The organism is Spirosoma sp. 209, from assembly GCF_002006735.1.
Classification (GTDB): Bacteria; Bacteroidota; Bacteroidia; order Cytophagales; family Spirosomataceae; genus Spirosoma; species Spirosoma sordidisoli.
Window position 1 is genome coordinate 58011 of sequence record NZ_MVEC01000014.1, and the last position, 25406, is coordinate 83416.

At 57.0% G+C, this 25406-nt stretch carries 16 protein-coding genes; 6 read left to right on the top strand and 10 right to left on the bottom strand.

From position 1 onward, the window contains the following. Positions 1 to 20: 20 nt before the first annotated feature. The 5 genes from B1C80_RS20755 to B1C80_RS28770 form a co-directional block, all read right to left on the bottom strand. Entirely contained in the window at positions 21 to 938 is a 918-nt protein-coding gene (locus B1C80_RS20755; RefSeq protein ID WP_369822726.1) for an aldo/keto reductase, read from the bottom strand. A gap of 449 nt (positions 939 to 1387) precedes the next feature. Further along, positions 1388 to 2920 (bottom strand): glutamine-hydrolyzing GMP synthase, encoded by a 1533-nt coding sequence (gene guaA / locus B1C80_RS20760; RefSeq protein ID WP_077923135.1) that lies wholly within the window; start codon positions 2918 to 2920, stop codon positions 1388 to 1390. A gap of 93 nt (positions 2921 to 3013) precedes the next feature. Beyond that, positions 3014 to 5077, bottom strand: coding sequence for a sialate O-acetylesterase (locus B1C80_RS20765; protein WP_236648868.1), 2064 nt, complete (start codon positions 5075 to 5077; stop codon positions 3014 to 3016). A gap of 146 nt (positions 5078 to 5223) precedes the next feature. Continuing rightward, positions 5224 to 6396 carry an exo-beta-N-acetylmuramidase NamZ domain-containing protein gene (locus B1C80_RS20770; protein WP_077923137.1) on the bottom strand — a complete coding sequence of 391 codons (1173 nt, stop codon included), beginning with the start codon at positions 6394 to 6396 and terminating at the stop codon, positions 5224 to 5226. Between the two features lie 13 nt (positions 6397 to 6409). Next, positions 6410 to 8599 (bottom strand): ATP-binding protein, encoded by a 2190-nt coding sequence (locus tag B1C80_RS28770; RefSeq protein WP_077923138.1) that lies wholly within the window; start codon positions 8597 to 8599, stop codon positions 6410 to 6412. A gap of 156 nt (positions 8600 to 8755) precedes the next feature. Here B1C80_RS28770 and B1C80_RS20780 point away from each other — a divergent pair, with 156 nt between their 5' ends. Further along, positions 8756 to 9982 (top strand): ABC transporter permease, encoded by a 1227-nt coding sequence (locus tag B1C80_RS20780; RefSeq protein ID WP_077923139.1) that lies wholly within the window; start codon positions 8756 to 8758, stop codon positions 9980 to 9982. Between the two features lie 112 nt (positions 9983 to 10094). Here the strand turns inward: B1C80_RS20780 and B1C80_RS20785 are convergent, their stop codons facing one another. Continuing rightward, the gene (locus B1C80_RS20785; RefSeq protein ID WP_077923140.1) at positions 10095 to 10958 is read right to left on the bottom strand and encodes a TraB/GumN family protein; all 864 of its coding nucleotides are present in this window, start codon (positions 10956 to 10958) and stop codon (positions 10095 to 10097) included. Between the two features lie 267 nt (positions 10959 to 11225). On the opposite strand from B1C80_RS20785, the gene B1C80_RS20790 reads away from it, so the two are divergent. The 3 genes from B1C80_RS20790 to B1C80_RS20800 all read left to right on the top strand — a co-directional run bounded on the left by B1C80_RS20790 (position 11226) and on the right by B1C80_RS20800 (position 18685). Beyond that, the gene (locus tag B1C80_RS20790; protein WP_077923141.1) at positions 11226 to 14666 is read left to right on the top strand and encodes a methylmalonyl-CoA mutase family protein; all 3441 of its coding nucleotides are present in this window, start codon (positions 11226 to 11228) and stop codon (positions 14664 to 14666) included. 114 nt (positions 14667 to 14780) lie between these two features. Further along, positions 14781 to 15464 carry a DUF2064 domain-containing protein gene (locus B1C80_RS20795; protein WP_077923142.1) on the top strand — a complete coding sequence of 228 codons (684 nt, stop codon included), beginning with the start codon at positions 14781 to 14783 and terminating at the stop codon, positions 15462 to 15464. 149 nt (positions 15465 to 15613) lie between these two features. Next, positions 15614 to 18685 (top strand): TonB-dependent receptor domain-containing protein, encoded by a 3072-nt coding sequence (locus B1C80_RS20800; protein WP_077923143.1) that lies wholly within the window; start codon positions 15614 to 15616, stop codon positions 18683 to 18685. Between the two features lie 195 nt (positions 18686 to 18880). Here B1C80_RS20800 and B1C80_RS20805 read toward each other — a convergent pair whose 3' ends face one another. Both B1C80_RS20805 and B1C80_RS20810 read right to left on the bottom strand, forming a co-directional pair. Further along, positions 18881 to 20206, bottom strand: coding sequence for a glycosyl hydrolase (locus B1C80_RS20805; RefSeq protein WP_077923144.1), 1326 nt, complete (start codon positions 20204 to 20206; stop codon positions 18881 to 18883). Positions 20207 to 20247: 41 nt separating this feature from the next. After that, positions 20248 to 21090 (bottom strand): bifunctional 2-polyprenyl-6-hydroxyphenol methylase/3-demethylubiquinol 3-O-methyltransferase UbiG, encoded by an 843-nt coding sequence (locus tag B1C80_RS20810; RefSeq protein WP_077923145.1) that lies wholly within the window; start codon positions 21088 to 21090, stop codon positions 20248 to 20250. A 315-nt stretch (positions 21091 to 21405) separates the two neighbouring features. On the opposite strand from B1C80_RS20810, the gene B1C80_RS20815 reads away from it, so the two are divergent. Together B1C80_RS20815 and B1C80_RS20820 are read left to right on the top strand one after the other, a co-directional pair. After that, complete coding sequence (locus B1C80_RS20815) at positions 21406 to 21993, top strand: RNA polymerase sigma factor (RefSeq protein ID WP_077923146.1); 588 nt, start codon at positions 21406 to 21408, stop codon at positions 21991 to 21993. Continuing rightward, positions 21990 to 22784: a tetratricopeptide repeat protein gene (locus tag B1C80_RS20820; RefSeq protein WP_077923147.1), complete on the top strand. Its 795-nt coding sequence runs from the start codon at positions 21990 to 21992 to the stop codon at positions 22782 to 22784. Before B1C80_RS20815 ends, B1C80_RS20820 begins: the two co-directional genes overlap by 4 nt. A gap of 3 nt (positions 22785 to 22787) precedes the next feature. Here the strand turns inward: B1C80_RS20820 and B1C80_RS20825 are convergent, their stop codons facing one another. Continuing rightward, positions 22788 to 24467 carry a LamG-like jellyroll fold domain-containing protein gene (locus tag B1C80_RS20825; protein ID WP_077923148.1) on the bottom strand — a complete coding sequence of 560 codons (1680 nt, stop codon included), beginning with the start codon at positions 24465 to 24467 and terminating at the stop codon, positions 22788 to 22790. Between the two features lie 36 nt (positions 24468 to 24503). Next, positions 24504 to 25400: a hypothetical protein gene (locus B1C80_RS20830; RefSeq protein WP_077923149.1), complete on the bottom strand. Its 897-nt coding sequence runs from the start codon at positions 25398 to 25400 to the stop codon at positions 24504 to 24506. Between the last annotated feature and the right edge of the window lie 6 nt (positions 25401 to 25406).

Sequence of the window (25406 nt, forward strand, 5' to 3'; positions counted from 1 at the left end):
CAACCCGAAACGGAGTTTGGTTAGCTAAAAACCGGATAAGCGGAGCCCGCTACGCTGCCCACTGGCAGAATTGCATCGAGTTCGTCGAGTTCCGAAGGGCTCAACGTGATAGCAGCAGCGGCCACATTGGCTTCCAGGTACGTTCGTCGCTTCGTTCCAGGTATAGCCACTACGTGTTGAGCGAGTACCCAGGCCAGGGCCAGTTGCGAAGCGGAAACGCCTTTCGTTACGGCCATTGATTCCAGCTTCTTAACTAACTCCAGGTTCTTATAAAAGTTGTCGCCCTGGTAGCGGGGAAACATCCGGCGTGAATCAGTTGGCTCAAAATCGGCCGGCGATTTGATCGCACCCGACAGAAACCCTCGTCCCAGGGGCGAGTAGCCCACAAAGCCGATACCCAGTTCCCGCGTTGTTTCCAGCACCCCCGTTATTTCTACGCCCCGATCAAACAGCGAATACTCACTCTCAATGGCCGTGATGGGATGCACGGCATGCGCCCGTCTGATGATGTCCGAAGGCACTTCCGACAGACCCAGATACCGGACTTTTCCTTCCTGAACCAGGTCAGCCATAGCCCCTACGGTCTCTTCAATGGGCGTGTTGGGGTCCAGCCGGTGCAGGTAATACAGATCAATGTAATCCGTTTTGAGGTTCTTCAATGATCGCTCAATTGACTTCCGGGCATACGCCGGCTGGCCATTAAAGGCGTAGGTAATGGTGCCGGCGTCGTCGACCTCGAAACCGAATTTGGTCGCGATCGTAACCTGGTCGCGTTTTCCCGCCAGGGCTTTACCCACTAGCTGTTCGTTGGTGAAGGGGCCGTATACGTCTGCCGTATCGAGCATGGTTACTCCGAGTTCAAGCGACTGGTGAATCGTGGCAATACTTTCGCGTTCGTCGGGCGTACCGTATATCGTGCCGCCGGGAAAATCGCTCATGCCCATACAGCCCAATCCTTGTACGGAGACCTGTAAACCCTGACTGCCTAGCGGTATTGTTTTCAATATGCTCATATCGTCTTGTGGTTTGAACCATTAATTACGATACAAAGGTCAGCCCAGTGCCCGCCCCGTCAGCTAAACGAAACGCGGTTTATGCAATACAAAACGCGGTATTGATCATGAATACAGGCAGACAGACGAAGCTAACTCGCTTAGACATAAAACGCTCGTAAGGGCTTAATAACGCGGTCATATTGATGGAGACAGCAATAGTTTTCACCTCCTGTTTGTATGGCGAGGCTGGCGCCATAGAACAGAAAAGCGGTGCCAGTCTGTACTGACACCGCTCTATTGACTACGAGCCGCTTTGGCCATTTTAGTGGCTACTCACCCAATTGCCCTCCAAACTCCGGAATGACTCATGTTCTCATTGTCAACCAGTTTGCTTATTCCCACTCAATGGTGGCCGGGGGTTTGGACGAGATGTCATACACGACCCGGTTTACGCCTTTGACCCGATTGATGATCTCGTTCGAAATATCGGCCAGGAACTCGTACGGCAGGTGGGCCCAGTCGGCGGTCATGCCATCGACGCTCGTTACGGCACGCAGCGCCACGACTCGTTCGTAGGTACGCTCATCACCCATAACGCCCACCGACTGTACTGGTAGCAGCATAGCGCCTGCCTGCCAGACTTTGTCATACAGGCCCTCCCGCTTGAGTCCGTTGATGAACAGGGCGTCGACCTCCTGCAGAATCTGCACTTTTTCGGGCGTAATATCTCCCAGAATACGGATCGCCAGTCCCGGCCCCGGGAACGGGTGGCGGCCCAGGATGGCATCGGGCAAACCCAGGGTGCGGCCTACGGCTCTTACTTCGTCTTTAAAAAGGGTGTTGAGCGGCTCAACCACTTTCAGTTTCATGAAGTCGGGCAGACCACCAACGTTATGGTGCGACTTGATGGTAGCCGATGGTCCTTTGACCGAAACCGACTCGATCACATCGGGATAGATGGTTCCCTGTCCCAGCCACGAAACGCCTTCGATCAGATGGGCTTCGTGGTCAAACACATCGATAAAGGTTTTTCCGATGGCTTTACGCTTGGCCTCGGGATCGGTCAGGCCGGCCAGGGCTGTATAAAAGCGGTCTTTGGCATCGACGCCTTTCACGTTCAGGCCAAGCGTTTTGTACGACTCCAATACCCCGGCAAACTCGTCTTTGCGCAATACGCCGTTGTCGACGAAGATACAGTACAGGTTTTTGCCGATAGCCCGGTGAATGAGCACTGCCGCCACCGACGAATCGACTCCGCCCGACAAACCCAGTACGACTTTGTCGTCGCCCAGTTTCTCGGTCAGCTGAGCAATGGTCGTTTCGGCAAACGACTCGGCGGTCCAGTTCTGCGAACAGCCGCAGATGTCGACAACGAAATTGTGGAGCAGCGTTTTACCCTGCAGCGAGTGGGTCACTTCAGGGTGAAACTGAATGCCGTACGTCGGTTCGCCTTCGACCTCGAAAGCCGCCACCCGCACCGTATCCGTTGAGGCAATGACCCGGAACGAATCGGGAACGTTGGTGATCGTATCGGCATGCGACATCCAGACCTGCGAGTGCTGGTCGATGCCGCGCATCAGCGGACTGTCGGTATTGACGGTGCCCAGTTTGGCCCGCCCGTATTCGCGGATGGCCGACGCCTGTACTTCGCCCCCGCTGGTGTGTGCCAGCAGCTGTGCGCCATAACAAACGCCCAGAACGGGCAGCTTATGGCGAAAAGCAGCCAGATGCACATCAGGCGAGTCGGCATCGCGCACAGACGACGGACTACCCGACAGGATGACGCCTTTTACATCCGGGCTGATGGTTGGAATGTTGTTGTAAGGATGGATTTCGCAGTAAACGTTCAGTTCGCGGACCCGGCGGGCGATGAGTTGGGTGTATTGCGAACCGAAATCCAGAATCAGAATCTGTTCGGTGGCCATGGATTGGTCTCTAAAGCACAAAGGTAGGGCATTTTTCAATACGCTGACCTAAAAACCAGGAATCCCCCCTGTACCACCTGTCTGAACGGGTCACTAGCGAACCACAATCAGTCGGGAGCGCAGCCCGCCACCCCTATATTGAGCGGTAATCAGGTAAGGCCCTACCGGTAAGGCCGCCACCGAAAACGGCATCGACGACGCGCCGGCCGGCACCCGTTCTGAGCGCGACAGCACGACCCGGCCCGACTCATTCGTGACCAGCAGCGAAACCGTATCGCCCGACCAGTCGGGCGGCAGCTTGAGCCGAACCTGGTCGCTGGCGGGGTTCGGAATCAGCACGGCAGTCTGAACGAAGGTGGTATCAACCGCGGTCCGGCTTACCGGCAACTCCTGCTTTATGGACAGAATAAGCTGGAGCGACGCCGTAACTACGGGCGAGGAGGCCGACTCGGCCTCCTGATTCACGGCCCGTATCCGATACTGGTAGATGGCGCCGATGCGCATAGGCCTGAGTGGTGAGGTCTGCCGCAGATCGAGGTAACTGGTAGCCGAACCGGGCAGCGTAGCCAGCAGCTGAAACCGCCCGCTGGTATCGGCCCGCTCCAGCACCCATTGGGTAATAGCGGCCGAGGGCGATTTCCAGGCCAGCCGGATCGCCATCGTATCGATCGGAACGGCCTGCAGCGCCTGAGCACCGGGCAGCTGAGCCGCAATGGGCACCTGGAAAAAGGTCAGCGCCCGCATACCCCGCTGGTTTCGGATGGTAGGGCCAACGTAATACCCGACTTCCAGATCCCGGTATGACGACGGCAGATACGTCAGATTTTTGGCGTTGACGGACTTGGTCAGTTTCAGCACGAGCCGGTTGCCCTGTTCCGACACGGACTGTACAACGTTCGACTCACCGGATGGGTAATCGGTATACACGAAATTACGCAGGCTCTGGGTGTAGCGCGCGCCGTTTATCGTATTGACAATGATGGTGTCGGCGGGCCAGCGCATCACCTGCCCCGGTTCAAACTCCAGGGTGATCTCATTCTGCTCGGGGGTGCTGTAAAACACCTTGCGCACATTGGGCGAGGCTATGTTGCTGGTGTCGGTTGCGCCGTACAGGTCGCGGGCCACCAGCCGGTACAGTTCCGTACCGAACTGCCGGTAACCGGCCTCGCCATAGTGAATGCCATCGTACCCGGGCAGGCCGACGGTTGCGATGGGTTCGTTATCGCCAAATATGGCTTTCGACCGGCGCTGGTAATCGCGCAGGGCACCGGCCTGTATCTTGTTTTCGGTCAGCAGGTTCAGCTGCCCGTGGTACACTTTGGTCAGGCCGGGGTAGTCGCGCTTCCAGTTGGCATACAGTTGCGGAAACAACCGGCTGTAGGTGTCCGGATCGCCAACGGCTTCGGCTTCGCCCTGCCGCCAGATCATGGCCCGAACCTGACCGGCCACGCCCGCTTTGGTAGCCCGGTACAGCAACCGGCCGTAGAGCGTATTCAGATTGGTGGGCTGGGTCGCATCCCGAATCACGTGGCTGTTGATGGAGGTAGAGCCCGCAGCGCCGTTGATGACAGCGGTTGGGATACCCTGCTGCTGCGCGATCAGGCGCTGAAGTTCAATACCCCACAGCGCGTTATTGCCTTCCGTCGTATTCGACAGGCTCCAGGCTGTATCGGCCGGGTTGTAGGGCACATCGCCCCGATTGACGCCAAACGTCCGGCAGAACTCACTCCGGTAGGCGTTGTTATCGAACCGGCCCACCGCATTCGACTGGCCCATGACCAGATACACATCGCCACAGACGATGCTGTCACGAACAGCAACCCGCACCGAATCACCGGCCGACGGATGCACGAACAGCGAAAACCGGTACTCGCTCAGCTCCGCTTTGATGATGGGCCTGAAGGCAAACCGCCCCGTTAGCGAGTCGACAGCAACCCGGTTATGCTGATACAGGGTCTGGTTTCGATGAACAACCAGAGAAACGGCTCTGGCGCTCCCGATCGGGATACGGCCACTGATGGTTACGGCACACTGGCTGGACTGATCGCGGGGGTAGAGTTGAAGTGGTGTGGGCCATTGGTCCAGGACAACAGACTGTGCCTGAACCATGACAGGGAAGAATCCCAGAAAGAAAGCGACAATACGTAAGGACTTCACAAGACGACGGTAAGTAAAACGCAAATCTACTTAGATGTCTGTACACATAATAGACTGCTGCCAACTATTTTAACCTAACCGATTCAGCAAGTTACATGACGTATATACGTGAGAGTCTGTTGATTCGATTGACGGCTCAGCTGTATTTAAGGGTAAAGCAGATATTTTTTCCTGGTCAACTTATAAGCGTTAAGAGATGGCTGCCAGCTCTTCCGAATCTGGCTTTCCGGGACACTCGTTTGCAGTTGCAGCCGCAGCTGATCCGTACCCGCCAGCTTATCGATGTAGTTCGTGGCCAGAAAGAAGCTGGTTTTGTCCGTAGCGCGTTTGTAGAAGTCGATGAGGTACGTTAGCACCAGGCTCTGGCGCGACACCGGTACGGTCGACAGATCGAGGCCGTAGCAGAGTTTACCTTCCTGGGGTGGGTTCATGGCACCGGGCTTATCGACGGGGGTAAACGTATACGGGCCGTATTTGGTAAGGGGCGAGCCAATCACCTGAAACTGCTTATCGGTGCCCCGGCCAATGCTCACCACCGTTCCTTCGAAGAAACAAAGCGACGGATAGAGCAGCACCGACTGCTGGTTAGGCAGGTTGGGCGACGGCGGTATGGGCAGCACGTAGGGCGTTTTGTGGGTGTAGTTTTTTACGGGAATAACCGTCAGCGGAGCGATCCGGCCGGGCCCGAGCCAGCCTTCGCCGTTGATCATACGCGCCAGTTCGCCGATGGTCAGTCCATGAACGACCGGAATAGGGTGCATACCGACAAACGACTTAAACTTGGGGTCAAGTACAGGGCCATCGATGTAATGCCCGTTCGGATTGGGACGGTCCAGCACGATCATGGGCTTACGGGTTTCGGCGCAGGCTTCCATCACGTAATGCATGGTGCTGATGTACGTATAGAAACGGGTACCGACATCCTGGATATCGAACAGGATTACGTCCAGCGAATCCATTTGCTCGGGCGTTGGCTTGCGGTTCTTGCCGTAGAGCGAGGTGATGTAAATCCCCGTACGCGAATCGCGCCCACTGCTGATTTCTTCACCATCGGTAGCCTGCCCGCGAAAGCCATGTTCCGGCGCAAAAATGGTTTTTATGCTGATGCCCCGCGCCAGGAGCGTATCGACCAGATGGGTACGCCCAATCGTTGAGGTATGGTTAACGACCAGCCCCACCCGTTTTCCCTGCAGGGCGGGCAGGTACAGCGGCAGTTGTGAGGCTCCGGTAACGGGTTGGGCCTGCGCTCCCTGACTGACAATGACTAAGAGTATACAAACTGCGGTGACGATGCGCGAACGAATGGAAATTGGATTCATAACAAATCAGTAATTAATCGGTATGCTGATCAGCACCCGGCCGCTGCCGGATGGGTAGCTGAATAACAAAGGTAGTACCGCTGGCCGAAGTAGAATCTAGCGACAGAACGCCCCCGTAGCCTTTGGTGATGATATCATAGCTGATTGACAGCCCAAGTCCGGTGCCCTGGCCGGTTGGTTTGGTGGTAAAAAAAGGCTGAAAAATTTTCTGTGCGGCCTCGCTGGGCACCCCCGTTCCGTTGTCGCTCACCCGGATCTCGACCTGGTCGGCTACCTGCCGGGTCTGAACGGTAACGGCGGGCTGGTAGCCGGCCGGGCTCAGCAGCTGTCGTTCCCGCACCGCATGAAAAGCGTTATTGAACAGGTTAAGCAGCACCCGCCCCACCTCCTGCGGCACCACCGCTACCGAAGGCAGATCCGGTTGCAGATCGACGATGAGCTGAGCGTTGAAGTCTTTATGGGCCGCCCGCAAGCCATGGTACGACAGCTTCAGGTATTCATCGGCCAGCGCGTTCAGATTGGTTAGGGCGGGCTGGCCGGTATTATTACGGGCATGATCGAGCATACTGCGCACGATGCCCGACGCCCGACTGCCGTGCTGGTTGATTTTGTCCAGATTTTGCCGGAGGTCGGCCAGCAGTTCGGCTTCCAGGTCGTCATCCCGTTTATCCGGCTCTTTGGCTCGTTCTTCTTCCAGTTCGGTAACCAGTTCGCCCGATACCTCGGCGAAGTTGTTGACGAAGTTGAGCGGGTTCTGGATTTCGTGGGCAATGCCGGCTGTCAGCTCGCCGAGGCTGGCCATTTTCTCGCGCTGCACCAGCTGCTGCTGGGTACTTCGCAGTTCGGCCAGCGACTGCCGCAGTTCGGCGGTACGGTCGGCCACCTGCCGTTCCAGCGTCTCGTTCTGGCTTTTGAGTAGGCTCTCTTTCTCGGCCGACAGCTGTTCAACTTCATCCAGCCGGGCCTCAAGGCTGCGGTTGGTCTGCGCGTATTCGCGCGCCAGGATGATGGCAAAGCTGATCGGAAGTACCACAAAAAACAGCAGATTGGTGGCGTTTCCCCAGTAGGCGGCATAGGTCGGATACGCATCACTGAGCCAGGCGCTGGCAAACCCGCCCACAACCAGAATCAGCAGCAGCGCCAGCGAGCTACCCAGCACCAGCCGCGCATTGGGTCGACCAGCCCGGTTGGCCAGGATACTGACCCGCAACCCATCAATGAACAAGACTACAACCGTTACAGTATATAGTAAACTTCCCGCCTTTGAGTAATCTGAATAATGCAGCAGCAGGCGCGATACGAAAAGAACAACCGCTATCAGCCAGAACAGCCACGACAACCGGTATCCCAGATACACGTAGTAGATCGCCAGCAGCAGGGTCATGAACAAGGTGACCATCAGATTTCCCACCAGCGACATCCACTCCGCGGCTTCCGGACTGGTAATCACCCCCAGCGAGGTAAGCAGGGCTATAAACAGCGAACAGGATGCGGCCGTCAGTCCGAAGATCAGGTTGATGCGCTGACGCCGGTAATAGAAGTACAGAAAATGGATGGCACCCAGCATGAAAAATATCCCGACCAGCATGTAGTTCGTCAGGGTAGAGGCAAACAGTTGCTCGGCCACCTCGCTGGTAGTCTTCTCGGTCCGCACCAGCTTCACAAAAAAAATCGGCAAACTCTGGTAATACAGATGAGGCACGTAGCCGGGTGGTCTGTGCTGGGATAGGCGTACGGCTATGACATGCCGACCAGCCGTCAACGGCGGCAGCAGGTAGCGCTCCCAGGTGGCGGGCGTGTAGGACTGCTGCTGCGCGTAGTTTTTCCCGACGGTTCCCAGCTTTACCAGCAATTTGCCATCCAGATACAGTTCAGACGCGCCGTACTGATTCAGCTCCATCGACATCGACTGACGGGCAACGGCAGAACCCAGGTTGACCGTAATCCGCAGCCAGCCCAGGGGTGAGCGCTGGAAGTCAGGCAGTTCATCAATGGACTGGATGGGCTGAATGGGACTCCATCGGCGGTCGTCGAAGTCAGGACTGGCCCATATGGCCTGATCGCCTGGATGCCACCGCCAGCCCGATCTGAGGAGCAGCCCGTTGTCGGGCAGACTGTCGACCTGGATTGGGGATTGGGCATGGGCGAACCCGAAACCGCCGACCAGCACGATCAGCCAAAAAAATCGGGCATACAACCCCATTACATCTCGTGATTTAGTCGCTAAAAATACGCACCGACCGGGTTAGTTCATAACCGGAGCCGGGCTATGTCGGCCGGAACAGGCAAAAAGCGTAGTTTTGTCGTTATCTGCCAAGTTACCCATCGGAGGGTAATTTATGAACGAGTAACCATCGCTTTGAACGTTCCTGTTTTTCTGGCCCGCAAGGTACGCCACGCCCCGATCGGCTCTTTTTCGGCAACGGTAACGCGGGTAGGCGTAGCCAGCATTGCGCTGGGGCTGGCCATTCTGATCATTGCCTTCGCGATCCTGTTTGGCTACAAACGCACCATTCAGCAGAAGATATTCCTGTTCGGGGCTCATCTGCAGGTGTCTAAATTCACCAACAACTTCTCGTACGAGGAGTCGCCCCTGCCGGTCAATACGGCGCTGTATCAGCAGCGCGAGCCCATTCCGGGCGTTCAGTATATGCAGGCCGTGGCGCTGAAAGCCGGCATTCTGAAGACTAAAGAAGACCTGGCGGGGGTTATCCTGAAAGGCGTCGGCCGTGATTATCGCTGGGACCTGGTGCGCGAATCGCTCGTAGCCGGCACCGTACCGGTTGTGGGGGCCGATACAGGCAACGGCAGCACCCAGCTTCTTATCAGCCAGTACATGGCGCGGCAGCTGCGTCTTTCGGTCGGTCAAAAAGTACCGATGTATTTTCTGGGTAACCCGCCCCGTGCCCGCAGCATGACCGTCGTCGGCATCTACGATACAGGACTCGAAGAGGTCGACAAGACCATTGCCATCGGCGATATCCGGCTGGTGCAGCGGCTCAACGGCTGGGGGCCCGACTCGGTAGGCAGCTACGAAATTTTCGTGAACGACTTCGATCAGCTCGAAGCGACCCGCAACGCCGTCTTCGACCAGACAACGCCCGATATGCGCGTAACCCGCGTTACCGATCAGTACCGCCCCTTGTTCGACTGGATGGTTCTGCTCGACCGCAACATGGTCATTCTGCTGGCGCTGGTCACGTTTGTGGCCTCGTTCAATATGATTTCGGTGTTGCTGGTGCTGATGATGGAGCGCACGCCAATGATTGGTCTGCTGAAGGCGCTGGGGGGCGACGATCCCCTGATCCGGAAGGTGTTTCTCTACGTCGGCCTCAATATGGTGGGCTGGGGACTGCTGATCGGTAACGCTGTCGGGCTGGCTTTCTGTTTTCTCCAGTATCGGTACCAGCTCATCCCCCTCGACCCTAAAAATTACTTCGTCAACCACGTCCCCATTGCCTGGGACTGGCCTACGATTCTGGCGCTGAACGGCGCTACCGTCCTGCTGATTGCCCTTGTACTCTGGCTACCGACGTTCGTCATCAACCGCATTCAGCCCGTAAAAGCGCTGGCGTTCAAAAAGTAGAAAAACGGGGTTTCACCCGAAACGGTATCCCCGCCGAAACGTTCATCGGCTCTCATCCGCGATAGCTGCGTTTTCAGGTCTATCGCGGATGAGAGCCGAATGTCTTTCTGGCTTATTCGACCGCCCGAACGGTATAGCCTTTCTGGCGGAGCAGGTTCACGACGCCTTTATCGTTACCGAGGTGGCCCGCCCCAAACGCGAAAAAGGTCGGTTTGTCTTTGGCGGCCTTCTCGATGACCGGTATCCAGTTGGCGTTCCGTTCGTTGAGCAGCTTGTCTTCAAACTCAACGGAGTTGCTGCTGAACTGGCTGGTTTTAACCATATTCATCAGTTTGGCAATATCGCGGGCTTTGTACGCGTCGAGCAGGTTCATAAATTCTTTTTTGGCTTCATCGGGCTTTCTGGCCATATCGACCAGGCCTTTCAGCTGTTCCTGCTCCGGAATTTTGTCCAGTGCCGCCAGCTGAGCCTCCAGCGACTCGAGCCCCAGCACCTCTTTCTTGTCTTTCCCCGCCATCTGCGCAAACGTCAGGTCGTAGGAAGCTGGCTGGCAGGGCAATACGGTCATGTACATGAGCGACATCAGGCCGATGGGTTTAAAGCCCCCCACCTGCGTCAGACTCACGTTCATCTTCTGCTTGAGGTAGGTATCCAGCACCGTGTAATCATCGGGCTTGAGCATGTCTTTGATGTTTTTCCCATTGGGCATCATCATAGCCTTCTGCATCTGCCCCATCATGGCCGGATCATCCATGTCCAGTTCGAGATAAACCTGCTGGGCGTCGCCAATGGCTTTTTTCGTAGCCTCGGTGATGTTCAGGTCCGTGGGGCAGACCAGATGGAAGGTGCCGTAGAGATAGGATGGCTGGCTGAGGCCGTCGCCCGTCACTTCATAGAGTAAAGCGTTATCCTGTGCATTCGTTGTGCCGATGAGTGTTCCGGCCAGCAGCAGACCGGCGATTAGTTGTTTTTTCATGAGATTGGCAGGCGTTTGTCTGTTTGGTTGAACCAAAGCTACGACAGACGGACAGGCTCTGCCAACAAAATGGGGGCAAGTCGGGCGAAGATGGGACAAACAGCAGCAACGATGGGATGAAACCCATTCCCGATTGCTTTAGTAACTTTGGCAAAAAAGGAGAAGAACGGCAGACCAGCAGACGGCAGGCAGGCGATTTCGACAACGGGATCCGGTCTGTTTCACCACGATCAGCCTGCTCGTCTCCGCCTTATTCCCTTCATCAATATGATCGCTACTCCCGCTAAACCCCAGTCCCAGCCCGAAACCGGCTGGACCCATAAAATCCGTATCGTCACGGCCGCGTCGCTCTTCGACGGCCACGATGCGGCTATCAACCTTATGCGCCGGCTGATGCAGGCGTCGGGCGCTGAAGTCATTCACCTTGGCCATAACCGATCCGTTGCCGAAATCGTCGACTGCGCCATTCAGGAAGACGTACAGGGCATTGCCATTACCAGCTATCAGGGCGGCCACCTTGAGTTTTTCAAGTATATGTACGACCTGCTGAATGAACGCGGGGCAGGTCATATCCGAATTTTTGGCGGAGGGGGCGGCACCATTCTGCCCTCGGAGATCGACGAGCTGCACGCCTATGGGATCACCCGCATTTACAGCCCCGACGATGGCCGCGCCATGGGATTGCAGGGCATGATCAACGACCTGCTGCAGCAGTGCGATTTTGAACTCCCCCCCCTGCCCACCACCGACCCCATTGACGTCCACGCCATTCCCCGGCTGATCACCACGGCCGAGAACGAACGCGCCACGGAGAAGCAACGGCCCGGCGAACCGGCCTTTGCGGCTCAGCGACCAGATGGCGCCCTGTCGAACCCGCCGGTGCTGGGTATTACGGGTACGGGCGGAGCCGGCAAGTCGTCGCTGGTCGATGAGCTGGTGCTGCGCTACCTGCGTACCTACCCCGACAAAACACTGGCCATTATTTCGGTCGACCCCTCGAAGCGAAAAACCGGCGGGGCCCTGCTCGGCGACCGAATTCGGATGAATACCATCCATAACCCTCGCGTTTACATGCGGTCGCTGGCCACGCGGCAGTCGAATCTGGCGCTGAGCCGCCACGTGCAGGATGCCATTGACGTCTGCAAAGCCGCCCACTTTGACCTGATCATCGTCGAAACCTCCGGCATTGGGCAGTCCGACACCGAAATCACCGAACATGCCGACAAGACGCTGTACGTGATGACGGCGGAGTACGGCGCAGCGACGCAGCTGGAGAAGATCGACATGCTCGACTTCGCCGACGTTATTGCCATTAACAAATTCGACAAACGCGGCTCGCTCGACGCCCTGCGCGATGTGCGCAAGCAGTACCGCCGGAATCATAACCTCTGGGACACGGCCGACGATGCGCTGCCTATTCTGGGCACGATAGCCTCGCAGTTCAACGACCCGGGCATGAACGCCCTGTTCGATCGGCTGATGGAAACGCTGGGACTTTCGCCGGGACCAGTCGCGAGCAACGCAGAAATTCAAGGTACAACCCCTGCTCCCCCCCATGCCATTATTCCCCCCGACCGGGTGCGGTACCTGGCCGAAATTGTGGAAGAGAGCCGCCGTTACGACGCCTTCGTGAACGAACAGACAGCCCTCGCCCGCCAACTCTACCAGATTGACGGCGTCCTCCAAACCCTGTCCGTGGTCGTAGACCCGGACAGGGGTGGAATGGCGAGCAGAGGGGAAACTCTACCGACACCGCTCCCCGGGTCTGCAACCACGGACAGGGTGTCGGTACACACCGAACTCCAGAAACTGTATACCGAACTCGAAGCGCGGCTTCATCCCGACTGTCGCTACTGGCTACAGCAGTGGCCCGCCATGCAGCAGCGGTATACGGCCGACGTTTACGAGTTCAAAGTCCGCGACAAAGTGATCCGGCAGCCGCTGTATACCGAAACCCTGTCGCACCTGAAAATACCGAAGGTCAGCCTGCCCAAATACCACGACTGGGGGGATGTGCTGCGCTGGCTGCTGACCGAAAATGTACCGGGCGAGTTTCCCTACGCGGCTGGCGTGTTCCCGCTCAAGCGCGAGGGCGAAGACCCAACCCGTATGTTTGCGGGCGAGGGTGGCCCTGAACGAACCAACCGCCGGTTCCACTACGTCTCCAAAGGGCAGCCCGCCAAACGGCTCTCCACCGCTTTTGACTCCGTAACGCTCTACGGCGAAGACCCGGCCCTGCGTCCCGACATTTTTGGCAAGGTAGGCAACTCGGGCGTGAGCGTCTGTACCCTCGACGATGCCAAAAAACTCTATTCGGGCTTCGACCTCTGCGACCCGGCCACCAGCGTCTCGATGACCATCAACGGCCCCGCGCCCATGCTGCTGGCCTTCTTCCTCAACGCAGCCATCGACCAGCAGTGCGAAAAATGGCTGGCCGACAACGAAGACAGCCGGCAAACCGCATCAGGCCCCCACGCTCCGGCCTACAACGGACCGCTCCCCGAAGGCAATAACGGGCTGGGACTGGGCCTGCTGGGCACCACCGGCGACCGGGTACTGCCGCGCGAGGTCTATGAGCAGATCAAAGCCGACACCCTGCGCAAAGTTCGTGGTACCGTACAGGCCGACATTCTGAAAGAAGACCAGGCCCAGAACACCTGCATCTTCTCGACCGAATTTGCGCTCAAAATGATGGGCGACATCCAGCAGTACTTCACCGACAACCGCGTCCAGAATTTTTATTCGGTGTCGATTTCGGGCTACCACATTGCCGAAGCGGGCGCCAACCCCATCTCGCAGCTGGCCTTCACCCTCTCCAACGGCTTTACGTTTGTCGAATACTACCTCAGCCGGGGTATGCGGGTCGACGATTTTGCGCCCAACCTGTCGTTCTTTTTCTCCAACGGCATGGACCCCGAATATACCGTTCTGGGTCGGGTAGCCCGGCGCATCTGGGCGAAGGCGATGAAGCACAAGTACCGGGGCAACGACCGAAGCCAGAAGCTGAAGTACCACATCCAGACCTCGGGCCGGAGTCTGCACGCGCAGGAGATTGCGTTCAACGATATCCGCACCACCCTGCAGGCCCTGCTCGCCATCTACGACAACACCAACTCGCTGCACACGAACGCCTACGACGAAGCCATCACGACCCCTACCGAAGAATCGGTTCGGCGGGCCATGGCCATTCAGCTCGTCATTAACCGCGAATTCGGCCTGACAAAAAACGAAAATCCGCTGCAGGGTTCGTTCGTTGTTGAAGAGCTTACGGACCTGGTCGAAGAAGCCGTCTATCAGGAATTTCTGGCCATTAACGAACGCGGAGGGGTGCTGGGCGCCATGGAACGGATGTACCAGCGCAGCAAGATTCAGGAAGAATCGATGTACTACGAAACCCTGAAACACAACGGCGACCTGCCCATCGTGGGGGTCAACACCTTCCTCGACCCCAACGGCTCACCTACCATCGTGCCGGCCGAAGTGATCCGTAGCACCGACGACGAAAAACGCAGCCAGGTCGACAACTGCCGGACCTTTCAGGAGCGTCATCGCGCCGAAGCCGAGGTAGCACTGGCCAACCTCCAGGCTACCGCCCTGGCCAATGGAAACCTATTCGAGAGCCTGATGGAGGCCGCTAAAGTTTGTTCGCTGGGTCAGCTCAGCAATGCCCTGTACGCCGTAGGGGGCAAGTATCGCCGAAATATGTAAAGAATCACCGCCCGACGGCTGCTGATAAAACCAACCGTCGGGCCTTTTCGTACGTTTAGTCTATAAACAGAAACGGCCGGATACCCCAGCCGTTGGCTGTTTTTTCAACAACCTATGCAGTTGCTCCATCCGTCGACGGTCGTTTTACTGATTGCGCTCCCCGATACCCACGAGGCCAGCCGCAAGTCAGTAGCCAGCCTGTCGACCTGGCGCGCCATGCGTCGGTTAGTCGAGCAAAAGGCGCAGGCTGCGGGGCTGCCGCTGCTCTCTTCCGATCAGCTCATCGACCACCGGGGCTCGTTTGGCAACCAGCTCAGTTCGGCCGTTTCGGCAGCTTTTGCGCGCGGCTACGAACGGGTCATCTGCGTGGGGAACGACTGCCCCGACCTATCGCCCGTTGATCTGCGCCGGGCGGCCAGCGCGCTGGCTGCGGGCCAGCTGCCGGTCGGCCCCGACCGCCGGGGCGGGCTCTACCTGGTTGGTTTCGATCAGGCCCGGTTTAAGGCCGATGTGGTAGCTCAACTACCCTGGCAAACCGGTCAGCTGGCCGATGCGATGCGGCAGTTCGTCTCATCGCAGGATGCCGCACTGCTCGAACTCCCCGTCCGGACCGACCTGAACAACTCCGCCGACATTATCCGGATTCGATGGACGGGGCAGGTTGCCAGTCGTCTGCTCAACACCATCCGACAAGCTCTGTCGCCCACCCGAACGGCCGCCTGTTGCGGGCACTGCGGCTCCGGTCTGGCACTGGCTATCGACCCCTCGTCGGGCCGCGCTCCGCCCCTCTTCGCCTGACGCGCTGCGTCCTCTTCCTGCTCCTTTTTCGGATCGTTTCATAATCGGTCTGTTCAAACCGGCACGTGTCTGGCTAACCCGGCTGCGTGCGCTGATGCCCCTGCTTAGTAAGGCAGGCTGTTTTTCGTTTATTGTCTACCAATTCATTCATGAAACAAGTACTCTACACACTCGTGCTCCTGCTGGGCACCTGCTCAACGTTACTGGCCCAAACGGATCTGGACATTACGGTTCTTCAGCTGACCCGACAAACGCCGGTCGAAGGCGCTACGGTTTACCTCGAAAACAACGCCATTGGCCTGTCGACCTCCGGCATTACCAATGCGCAGGGTAAAATTCAGTTCAGAGCCCTGCCTCTCAACGGCAGCTACCGCGTTTTCACCCGCGACGATGCGAACTACCTCGAAACCTCGTCCGACAATATCGAACTCCGCACCAACGGCCGCCGATCGGTAACGCTGCTGCTCCCCACCCGAACCGAACAAACGCTGAACGAGGTGGTGGTTCGCAGCACGAGCACCTCGCGGATCAACACCGTCAATGCCGAAGTATCGTCGGAGATGGTCATTCAGAAGGTGCAGGAGCTGCCGGTCGAAGGGCGCGATATCACCCGGGTGCTGTACCGCCTGCCGAACGTCAGCCAGGCAACGGGTTTCTTTCCCGAGGCTCCCAACGTCAGCATCAACGGCGCCAACGGCCTGTTCAACAACTACCTCATCGACGGGCAGGATAACAACGAGCGGTTTCTGGGGGGGCAGCGGTTTGCCATGCCCGTTGGCTTCGTGCGTAACATCTCGGTGCTGACCAACAACTACACCGTCGAGTTCGGCAACACCGGCAACGGCATTATCAACCTGACAACCCGATCGGGCAGCAACGAAACCACGGGCGAGGTATTTCTGCTGTCGCGGCCCGGCCGACTCACCGATTCGCCCTCGGCCTACGCGCAGCGCGATCTGTCGGGCAATCAGGTTAAAGATGGGTTTCAGCGGTTCCAGGGCGGTTTCGGCATCGGCGGGGCGCTGGTGAAGAACAAAACCTTCTACTACCTCAACTACGAACACACCACCGACGTGAAAGACAACCTGCTGACGGCACCGGCGCTGGGCGTTAACCAGACCATTCGCGGTACCAACCAGTTCGATCTGATCTCGGGTAAACTCGACCAGTTCTGGAGCAGCAAGTTTCATTCGTCGCTGCGGGCCAACGTCGGTATTGTGGCCATTGGCCGGCAGGCAGGCGGGCTAACCGGCGGCAATGCCTTTCCGTCGGCAGCCAACGCGCAGGACCGCAACTCGATCACCATTGCCAACAAAAACATTTACACGACCGACCGGTTCACCTCCGAGACCAATCTGCAGTACGCCCGTTTTCGCTGGAACTACGCCCGGGCGCTCAACCCCAATAGCCCGAGCGTTACGGTACTCGATCCGCAGGGCGTCGGCATTGCTTTCCTGGGGCATCCGGGCTACCTGTTCGACGAGCTCGAAAACACCGTTCAGGTGCAGCAAAAGCTCACGCTTTACCGGGGCAACCACACCATCCGGGCCGGCGTGGAGCTGATCAGCGGCACCCATTCGCTGTTTGGCGGAGGTAACCCCAACGGCAGTTATACCGTTCAGCTAACCCAGCCCCAGCTCGACGCGCTGCGGAGCCGCAACCTCGGAGCCGCGCTTAGCCCGTCCGATATTCCGGCCGATGTGACGGTGCTGGGTTATTCAGTTGAACTGCGTCCCAACTCATTCGGCAAAACCCAGAATATTCTGAGTGGTTACCTCGAAGACCAGTGGTCGGTCAGCGACAAGCTGAACCTGACGCTGGGTCTGCGCTACGACTACGACAACCTGTCGAAAGGCGGGGCGGCTTCCGGCGATTTCAACAACCTGGCTCCGCGCTTCAGTGCCAACTACAAACTTAGCCCCCGCAGCAGCCTGCGCGGTGGCGTCGGGCTTTTTTACGACAAGATTCTGTACACGATCTACAGCGATGCGCTGGCCCAGAACAACACCTCGGCCGACTACCGGCGCCAGCTACAGGCCCTGATCGATACCGGTATTCTGCCCGCATCGACCAGCCTGGACCGCATCACCTACGACGGCAACCTGTCGGTGGGCGGCACCAGCAGCGGGGGCGCTCCGGTTCGTTACCTGCAGGGCCCTTCGGCGGAATCGTTTGCGGGGCAGCGTAACACGTTTAACGGGGGCGAAAACCGGATCCTGAACCCCAACGGTTACCAGAACCCGTATACCGTTCAGACGTCGATCGGTTATCAGTACCAGATCAACAGCAACACCCTGTTCTACGTCGATGCAGTGTATAACCACGGCTATAACCTCTTCCGGACCCGCAACCTGAACGCTCCCGCCCCCTGGGACTATAGTCTGAGCGGACAGCTTGGTATTGCCCGGTCTACGGCCACCGCCGACTCGACACGGCCCATCCCCGTATATACCGGCGCCGGTGGAGCACAGTTCGTGTCGATCAATGGCCAGCGACTGGCGGGCGGGGCCAAAAGCATCGTGGTGACCGAAACCGCCGGCGAGTCAGAATACTACGCGCTGAGCTTCAACTTCCAGAAAGACCGAGGCACGGGTCCGCTGGCCTACCGCCTGATTTATACCCTGTCGTCGCTGCGAAACAATACGGAAGATATTAACTTCCGGGCGCAGGATGCCAACAATTTCGCGGCCGAGTGGGGCCCGTCGGTCAACGATCGCCGGCATATCATCAACGGTATTGTCAACGTCTATCCTCTCAAAAACCTGACCCTGACGGTGGCCGCCCTGATCCAGAGTGGTCAGCCCATCAACCGGATTCCCGACGCGTCGCAGTATTACCTGGTCAACAGCCGCTTGTCACCCGTTCTTATAGGTGGCGCGCGCCGGTTCACCAACGACCTCAACGGCGACGGTGGCTCGTTTGGGGATGCCTACCAGGGTAACAGCGACCGGCAGCCCGGCCAATCGCGCAACAGTGACCGCCTGCCTTGGTCCGAAACAATCGACGCCAGTGTTCAGTATCAACTGCCGGTTGGCGACCGCAGCCGACTCGAGATCCGCGCCGATGCCTTTAACGTGCTCAACACGGTGAACCTCAGTGGCTATTCCAATAATGCCACCCAGAGCAATCAGATTCAGGTTGGCCCCCCATCGGCGGGTATCCTACAGAAAAATGCTGCGCCCCCACGCCAGTTCCAGTTTGGCGTGCGGTACCTGTTTTAACCAGGATAACTACCACACCAAGAAAGGGCACCGAATATGGTTCGGTGCCCCTTCACTATGTTCACCCGTTGCGGTGTCCTCACAGCAACCTGCCCGGATGGGAAAACCTGGCTGGCGCGTGGGTTGCCTTGAGGACACGCCAACGGGTGAGGGCGGGGGTTTGGCGAGGGCTGCCGTATCGGTGATTGTAGCGGTTTAGTTGGGCTGGACCAGGGGGGTAGAGTCGCATTCGAGCCGGTACACGCGATGGCTTTGCTGACGATGCAGGCTGTCGAACTCTGTAATGGATATGTACAGGTCATCGGATGGCGTTTGCGACGAGCTCACCAGCCGAATTTCGTGACTAGCTCCGTCGAACTCGATGACCCGGGTCCAGGTTTTGCCCGAATCGTAGCTGCACATGAGCAGACTTTTGGCCTGGCTCGACAGACAGCTGTAGGTCGTAGCCCATAGTTCGCTACCCGATGCGCCCTGCCGCGTTACCAGGTTCATCACCGGACTCCGGCGGTACGGATCGGGTAAGGTTAGCTTCTCGAAACGAACTCCGTCAACGGTTCTGACGATGAAGTTGGTGCCGCCCAGGTAGTCGCTGCCAAAGACCACCGCGTCCTGCGTTTCGGCCATCGACAGGTAGCCGCCCGTCTGATGGTGGTAGCGGTTGATCAGCTGCCAGCCCGTCGTAAACCCAGTCGATTCGTTCACCAGCGCCCGGTTCGACCAGATTTGTTTTTTGTTGTCGCCGTCGGTCAGGAAAACCGTCTTTGCCGTAGCCGAATACCGCACCAGGTGCACGTGTTTGTTGACGCCCTGCCGCTGCAGAAAGTCGGACGAAGTCCAGGTTTCGCCCCCGTCGACGGACGAGTATACATAGGCCAGATTCTGCCAGGACCGCCCGTGCCAGATGGACCCGTATTCGCCCAGCAGTAGCGTATGATCGGGCAGTTCGGTCATGCCGTTGTTGAACAGGAAATAGCTGATCGGCGTCGACAGGTTCAACACCGGCCTGAACGACAGTCCGCCATTCCGGCTTTGGTAAACAACCCCTTTTACACACACAAACAGTGTCGAGTTCCGGCTCACAAACAGTGACGCGATGGGGTGCTGAAATTCGTGAAGCACCTCGACCGACTGGCTCCGGTCAACGCTGACAACCAGCGCATTCGGCCTGGAAAACAAGCAGCCATACAATCGACCATCGGTCGCCTGAAAACTGTACTTCCAATCGACCGGCACCGCCCTGAACGACAGCCCCGCGTTGATGGATACTGAACCGGCGGCCGTATTTTTCCGGAGCCAGACCCGATCGTTGGTGATCGAAAAAAACGACTGATCCGTGAAAGAAACGTATCGGTTTCCAAGCCGGAACAGGCGGAGCCGGTGAACAATCTCCCAGCGCAGGAACGAAACGCTCTCGCGCAGTTTACCGACCCGGTAGAGATCGACGGCAAGATCCCACAAGCGCTTTATAATCAGCGGATCGGGCTGCCGGAGCAACGCAAAGTATTTTGACGAAATATCCATTACAGTGATCTGAAAGGGTGGATAGAAAAAGAACCTGGTGGCTACTGCGCCCGCATGGGTACGGTGCGCTGCGCCACCAGCGTATACATGAGCTGGCTCTTGTGGTGCTGGGCAAAATACTGGGTATGGTAGCTGATCTGAATATCACCGAAACCCAGCACCCCCAGCGCCTGCTCAAGCAGTTCGGGCGACAGGTGCCACCAGGTTTCTTCCGGGTGCCCGATGGCCGGGTCGGGCCGGAAAATCATCGACGGGCCGAAGAGCTTCTGACGGATCGCACGTACGGCTCCTTTGCCGAGCCAGCCAAACAGCGTGTTGATAAGCCGCTGGCGGTTATTGTCGAGGATGTCGGTAATGATAATGGTTTCGCGGGTGATCCGGGCGGCCTGCTGCAGGGCCAGGAACGGGTCGCGGATGTGGAGCAGGATACTGCCAAACGTAGTTATATCGACTTGCCCGACCGAGTCCGGAATGTGGTATACCGAGCCATGGACATATTCGCAGGAGGAGTTGAGCAGCGAATGGGCCAGTCGGTAGGCGTTGTTGATTTTCCGGATGTGGTTTTTCCGGTCGGGGGCCAGCGCAGCTGCGTTCTTATCGGCAAACGGCACAATATCCCAGTCCTGCTCGGGCGACAGGTCGTAGCTCACCACCGACGCCCCTTTCTGCTCCATATGGAACGACAGAAAGCCGTTGGCCGCGCCCATTTCCAGAACCCGTTTGTTGGTAAGCCTTACGTTGCCCAGGTATTTCTCGGGCGACTGGCGGAGGTCCCATTCGCCTTTCATCTCGCCCAGGCCGGGCAGATCGATGGTGTGGTAGAAGTAATAATCGTCAGCATTGACAGCGGCTGGTTTTTCGACAGTTAGTGTTGAGTTCATCATTGTGTTGTCCGAACATGGACGAATAAAGGGGTGTGGATATAATTTTTTGAGGAAATGACGGGCATCAGTACGAACGTCAGGGGCCTCGATAGACAGCGGTCGCGTTTTTCATCAGTGTCAGCATCTGGTTACAGCTCTGTATCGGCGACGCCGTAAAAAGGTGAGTCATTTCGCCCTGATTTTTTTCAGTTTTTTTTATCCGTTTTTTTCCCGGGCGACGACTTACCTTTTGGCCGCATGACCGATTAAGCAATAAGTAGCGGCCAGACGGGTCCGTATTGGATTGGATCATATATTCGTCTATTCCACACGACTATGTCTACTCAACCGCTACCGATCTTTTCCAGAGATCAGGATTTGTACGACGCCCTGCGCCGTCGCGATGAGCGAGCTTATCAACTTTTGTACAGTGAATCGTTGCCTCCGTTTCGGTATTGGGTCATCACCAATAGCGGTACAGCCATGGACGCCGAAGATGCTTTTCAAAAAGGGCTGCTCAATTTTCTACTCAACCTCGAAACCGGCCAATACCAGTATCAGCCCGAAACGCGGGTCACGACCGTTCTTTTCGAATACTGCAAACGGGTCTGGTTTACCGAACTGAAATCGGCCCGGGTACGCCGGCGCGGTACCCTGCCCGAGGGCTACGAAGCGGCCGAGACCGACGATGTGCAGAGAGATCTGGAGCGGGCCGATGTGATCCGGGCCGTACGGGCGTCACTCCATCAGCTGAAAGGCGAGTGCCGAAATCTGATGGAATGGTTTTACGTAGATGAACTGTCCCTGCGCGAAATTGCCGGGCGGCTGGGTATGAAAGAATCGTCGGTCAAATCGAAACGATACGACTGCGCCGAAAAGTTAAAAACCTATTATCGGCAGACCGCCATCAATCAGGGACTATGAAGTTGTCGGAGGAGCAATACGAAATCATTGATGCCTACCTGGCCAACGAATTATCGGCCGCCGACCGGGCGGCTTTTGACGACGAGATCCGGGCCGATGCCGACCTACGGGCCGAGGTTGACCGGCAGCGTGAGTTGCGGCTTGGCCTGCGGGCCATCGGGATCGAACGGGCGCTCGAACGGGCCCGGCTTCAGTATCAGCAAACCGAATCCGCAGCCCGGTCCGTTGCGCCCGAACGGGCCGTGGTCCGTCCGTTGGGAAGCTGGCGGTACTGGGCCGCGGCCGCATCGGTCGTGGTAGTGCTGGGGGCTGGCTACTACGCCTACCAGCAGACCGCCCGCCCGGCAGCTGACCTGGCGTACAACAACGCCCTTCCCGCCGACCCGACCAGCGAACTCCGCAAAGCGTTTCCGACGGGAAAGTTACCGCCCTCCGTCCGCAACCAGTTTCTGGACGCCCTGCGTAGCTACCAGTCTGGCAAGTACGACCAGGTCATCGACCAGCTCGCCACGCTCCCGGCCGACAAGCAGACCATCCATTACAAAAACTACCTGCTGGGGTTAAGTCATCTGGCCAACAATCAGCCCGCCGAAGCCATTCCGCTGCTGACCAAAGCCCAGGCCTCCCCTACCCGGTCGCTTCGGCAAAAAGCCGACTGGTTTCTGGCGCTGGCCTACGTAAAAAACGGACAGAAAGAGAAAGCCCTGCCGACACTGAAGCAAATCAGCAACGACAGGGCCAACCCTTTCCACACGCAGGCGCAGCGAGTCCTGCAAAAAATCAGCAACTAGCTGCTATTTCTGCCCAAACAGCGAATTTATTTCGTCAGGTCTAAGCGCCCGCTTGTAGATCCGGATATCGTCCATAGCCCCGCTGAAGTAGTTAGGGAAATTGACAATCTGAGCCCCAAACTTCAACTCCCCACCGGGGCATTTGTCCATTTTAGCGGCTGGTAGAGGATCGCTTTGCGCTAGGGGTGAGTTATTATAGTAAATACTTAGTCTGTTTCCAGAGTACACATACACTAGATGATTCCACATGCCGGTACTAAGGTTACCACTAAATGTTGATGGTTGCCAGTTAAAACCCTTTTGACAGTTGCTATTTTGTTTTATGTCAGCCATAAATATGTAGTTGTTCGACCCGTTCTCACTTTTCTTAATCAGTGCGCTGTACATCTCATTTTCGCTGGTAGCCCATTTTGACTTGTTAAATATTTGTATCCGATCATTTACATTATTGATTGGATTCGCCTTGATCCATATGCTGATACTAAATTCATCCAAATTATTCAGGCTAGCATTATCGGCCATGTAGAAATAATCGTTGATACCATCAAGCTGAATAGCTGAGTTTGGTTTCCCATTCCGGTCTGTTGTGAAGGATGGGTTGTCAACAAAAATCACATGGTTATCGTAGCCGCTAATATCCAGCTTAGAACCACCTGTAAACGATACTGACGCAATAAGACCGTCTGTTACGGCGTCCAGTGGCGTCGTAAACGACAGAATCGTAGTGCTGTAAATTATTTCGCCAGACGGCAGTTTGGCATACGCCCGGTAATAATATGTCTTATTGGGTGTAAGATCTGTAAGCGAAACAGACACATTGGCACCAACCGGCGGACTTGTAACTATATGTTTACTGCCATTATTTAGATCGGGCGTACTATTCAATGAGTAGCATATACCGTATTCTACAGCCGACGGAGTACCAGGTGTGTTGACGACCAGGCCGACGGTAGCGGTGGTTGACGCGACATTGGAAGACCCCAGTGTCGTTACCGACGGGTCCTGGCCCGTCGTAAATGTTAGCACAGGGGAGCTATAACCAGGTCCTGCCTGATTGACGGCATAACTGCGTATATAATAAGTCGTATTCGGAGACAAACCCGTTACTGACGTTGGAAAATCTTTATTGATATCGCCGGTGCCTGTAATTGGGGCCGTTTTACAGTCTGACTGATTTAATGCAGGCACTTTATTGCTTGACGAGTAGCAGATTCCATACGCCGTAATCGTGGCATTCCCGTTGGAGGTTATCGCCATCGTAGCTTTTGCTGTCGTCTTCGAGATATCGGCTATCGGCTGGAGGGTGACCGTTGGCAGAACGGCATTGCTCACCGTAACCGACGTGATCAGGGTTATTTCCGTCTTACAGGCGTTGGTAAGCGTTGCCTGTACATTGTACGTACCCGGTTGGGCGTAGGTATGCGTGGCTGTCGTACCGGTCGTAACGGTCGTACTGCCGTTGCCAAAACTCCATTTGACCTGGTCAATGGTGCCGCTAGCCTCCCCGATGCTGAAGTTCACTTTCAGCTGTTGTATGTCCGCACGCAACGTTCCTTTCGGTTCACCACAGCTGCGCTTTGTTTTTTTGTTGGGCAGTAGATCCCAGTTGTCGCAGCTTACGAGCAGGGTGCCGCCCGCGGCCAGCATAAGCAGGAAAATAATATAGGTTGAGAAACGATTCATGGGTGTTATCACGAAAATGGGTGTGAACAGAAACAGTTAAAACTTGTAGGATACAGCCAGTCCCCACGACTGCGAGGCCGGTTTCAGCTCCAGCGCCGTTGTGCGGGGTTTGGGTTTACGCAGCAGCAGGTAGATCTCGGCCACCGTCGCTACGGCCGCTACCCCGATGCAGGCCTTGAACAGGCCGCTCTTCTTCTGGGCCGCTGCGGCTGCGTCATAAGCATCGCTGTACTGCTGATACGCGGCCGGGTCGGCAATCTCGCCACTATTGGTTGGGTCGGTGGTTTGGCTGATCTGGTTCAGGGCATCTAGTTTCGACTGGTAGTCGCTCCGCAGCAGAAGGGCGTAGGCCCCGGCCCCGATGGCTACAACGCCCGTGGCCAGTTTCAGCCCCACGCGCCGGGAGGGCCGGGTCAGGTTGTCGATGGTTCTGATCTGAAGCCGCAGCGTCTCCTGCCGGGTGGTGGTATAGGTAAGGGCTTTCGAATAACTCTCCCGGGCCAGCAGATACCGCTTCTGGTTGAAGAGTACGTTCCCTTCCCGTTCGTAATAGTCGGCATACTGGGCGCGGGTAATTACGTCGTCGGGGTTTAGGTTAAGCAGCTGGTTCAGCAGCGCCACGGCTTCGGGTCCTTTGCCCTGCCGCAGGGCATCTTCGGCCTGTTTGCGCAGGTTCAGTCCCGTAGTACATTCCTCGATCTGGCCCCTGGCGTAGGCGTCGTTCTCAAAGCCGGGCACCTCCAGGCAGTTCTGATACTGCCGGCGGGCTTCGAAGTACTTGCCTTCTTTGAAGTAATCGTCGCCCCGTTTCTTGTACCGGTCATATTCGTCATCGACCGCTGCCAGGCTGAAGGCGGTGCGCCCGTGGGCGGTGGTCACAAAGGGGGCTGTCAGTAACGAAAGCAGGATGGATAGATGTAATAGTTTACGCATAAAATG

Bases quoted from the DNA above. Each gene is read 5' to 3' on its own strand.
- B1C80_RS20755 (WP_369822726.1), bottom strand. From the start codon at position 938: ATGAGCGATTTTCCCGGCGGCACGATATACGGTACGCCCGACGAACGC.
- guaA (WP_077923135.1), bottom strand. From the start codon at position 2,920: ATGGCCACCGAACAGATTCTGATTCTGGATTTCGGTTCGCAATACACC.
- B1C80_RS20770 (WP_077923137.1), bottom strand. From the start codon at position 6,396: ATGAATCCAATTTCCATTCGTTCGCGCATCGTCACCGCAGTTTGTATA.
- B1C80_RS28770 (WP_077923138.1), bottom strand. From the start codon at position 8,599: ATGGGGTTGTATGCCCGATTTTTTTGGCTGATCGTGCTGGTCGGCGGT.
- B1C80_RS20785 (WP_077923140.1), bottom strand. From the start codon at position 10,958: ATGAAAAAACAACTAATCGCCGGTCTGCTGCTGGCCGGAACACTCATC.
- B1C80_RS20790 (WP_077923141.1), top strand. From the start codon at position 11,226: ATGATCGCTACTCCCGCTAAACCCCAGTCCCAGCCCGAAACCGGCTGG.
- B1C80_RS20795 (WP_077923142.1), top strand. From the start codon at position 14,781: ATGCAGTTGCTCCATCCGTCGACGGTCGTTTTACTGATTGCGCTCCCC.
- B1C80_RS20800 (WP_077923143.1), top strand. From the start codon at position 15,614: ATGAAACAAGTACTCTACACACTCGTGCTCCTGCTGGGCACCTGCTCA.
- B1C80_RS20805 (WP_077923144.1), bottom strand. From the start codon at position 20,206: ATGGATATTTCGTCAAAATACTTTGCGTTGCTCCGGCAGCCCGATCCG.
- B1C80_RS20810 (WP_077923145.1), bottom strand. From the start codon at position 21,090: ATGATGAACTCAACACTAACTGTCGAAAAACCAGCCGCTGTCAATGCT.
- B1C80_RS20815 (WP_077923146.1), top strand. From the start codon at position 21,406: ATGTCTACTCAACCGCTACCGATCTTTTCCAGAGATCAGGATTTGTAC.
- B1C80_RS20820 (WP_077923147.1), top strand. From the start codon at position 21,990: ATGAAGTTGTCGGAGGAGCAATACGAAATCATTGATGCCTACCTGGCC.
- B1C80_RS20825 (WP_077923148.1), bottom strand. From the start codon at position 24,467: ATGAATCGTTTCTCAACCTATATTATTTTCCTGCTTATGCTGGCCGCG.
- B1C80_RS20830 (WP_077923149.1), bottom strand. From the start codon at position 25,400: ATGCGTAAACTATTACATCTATCCATCCTGCTTTCGTTACTGACAGCC.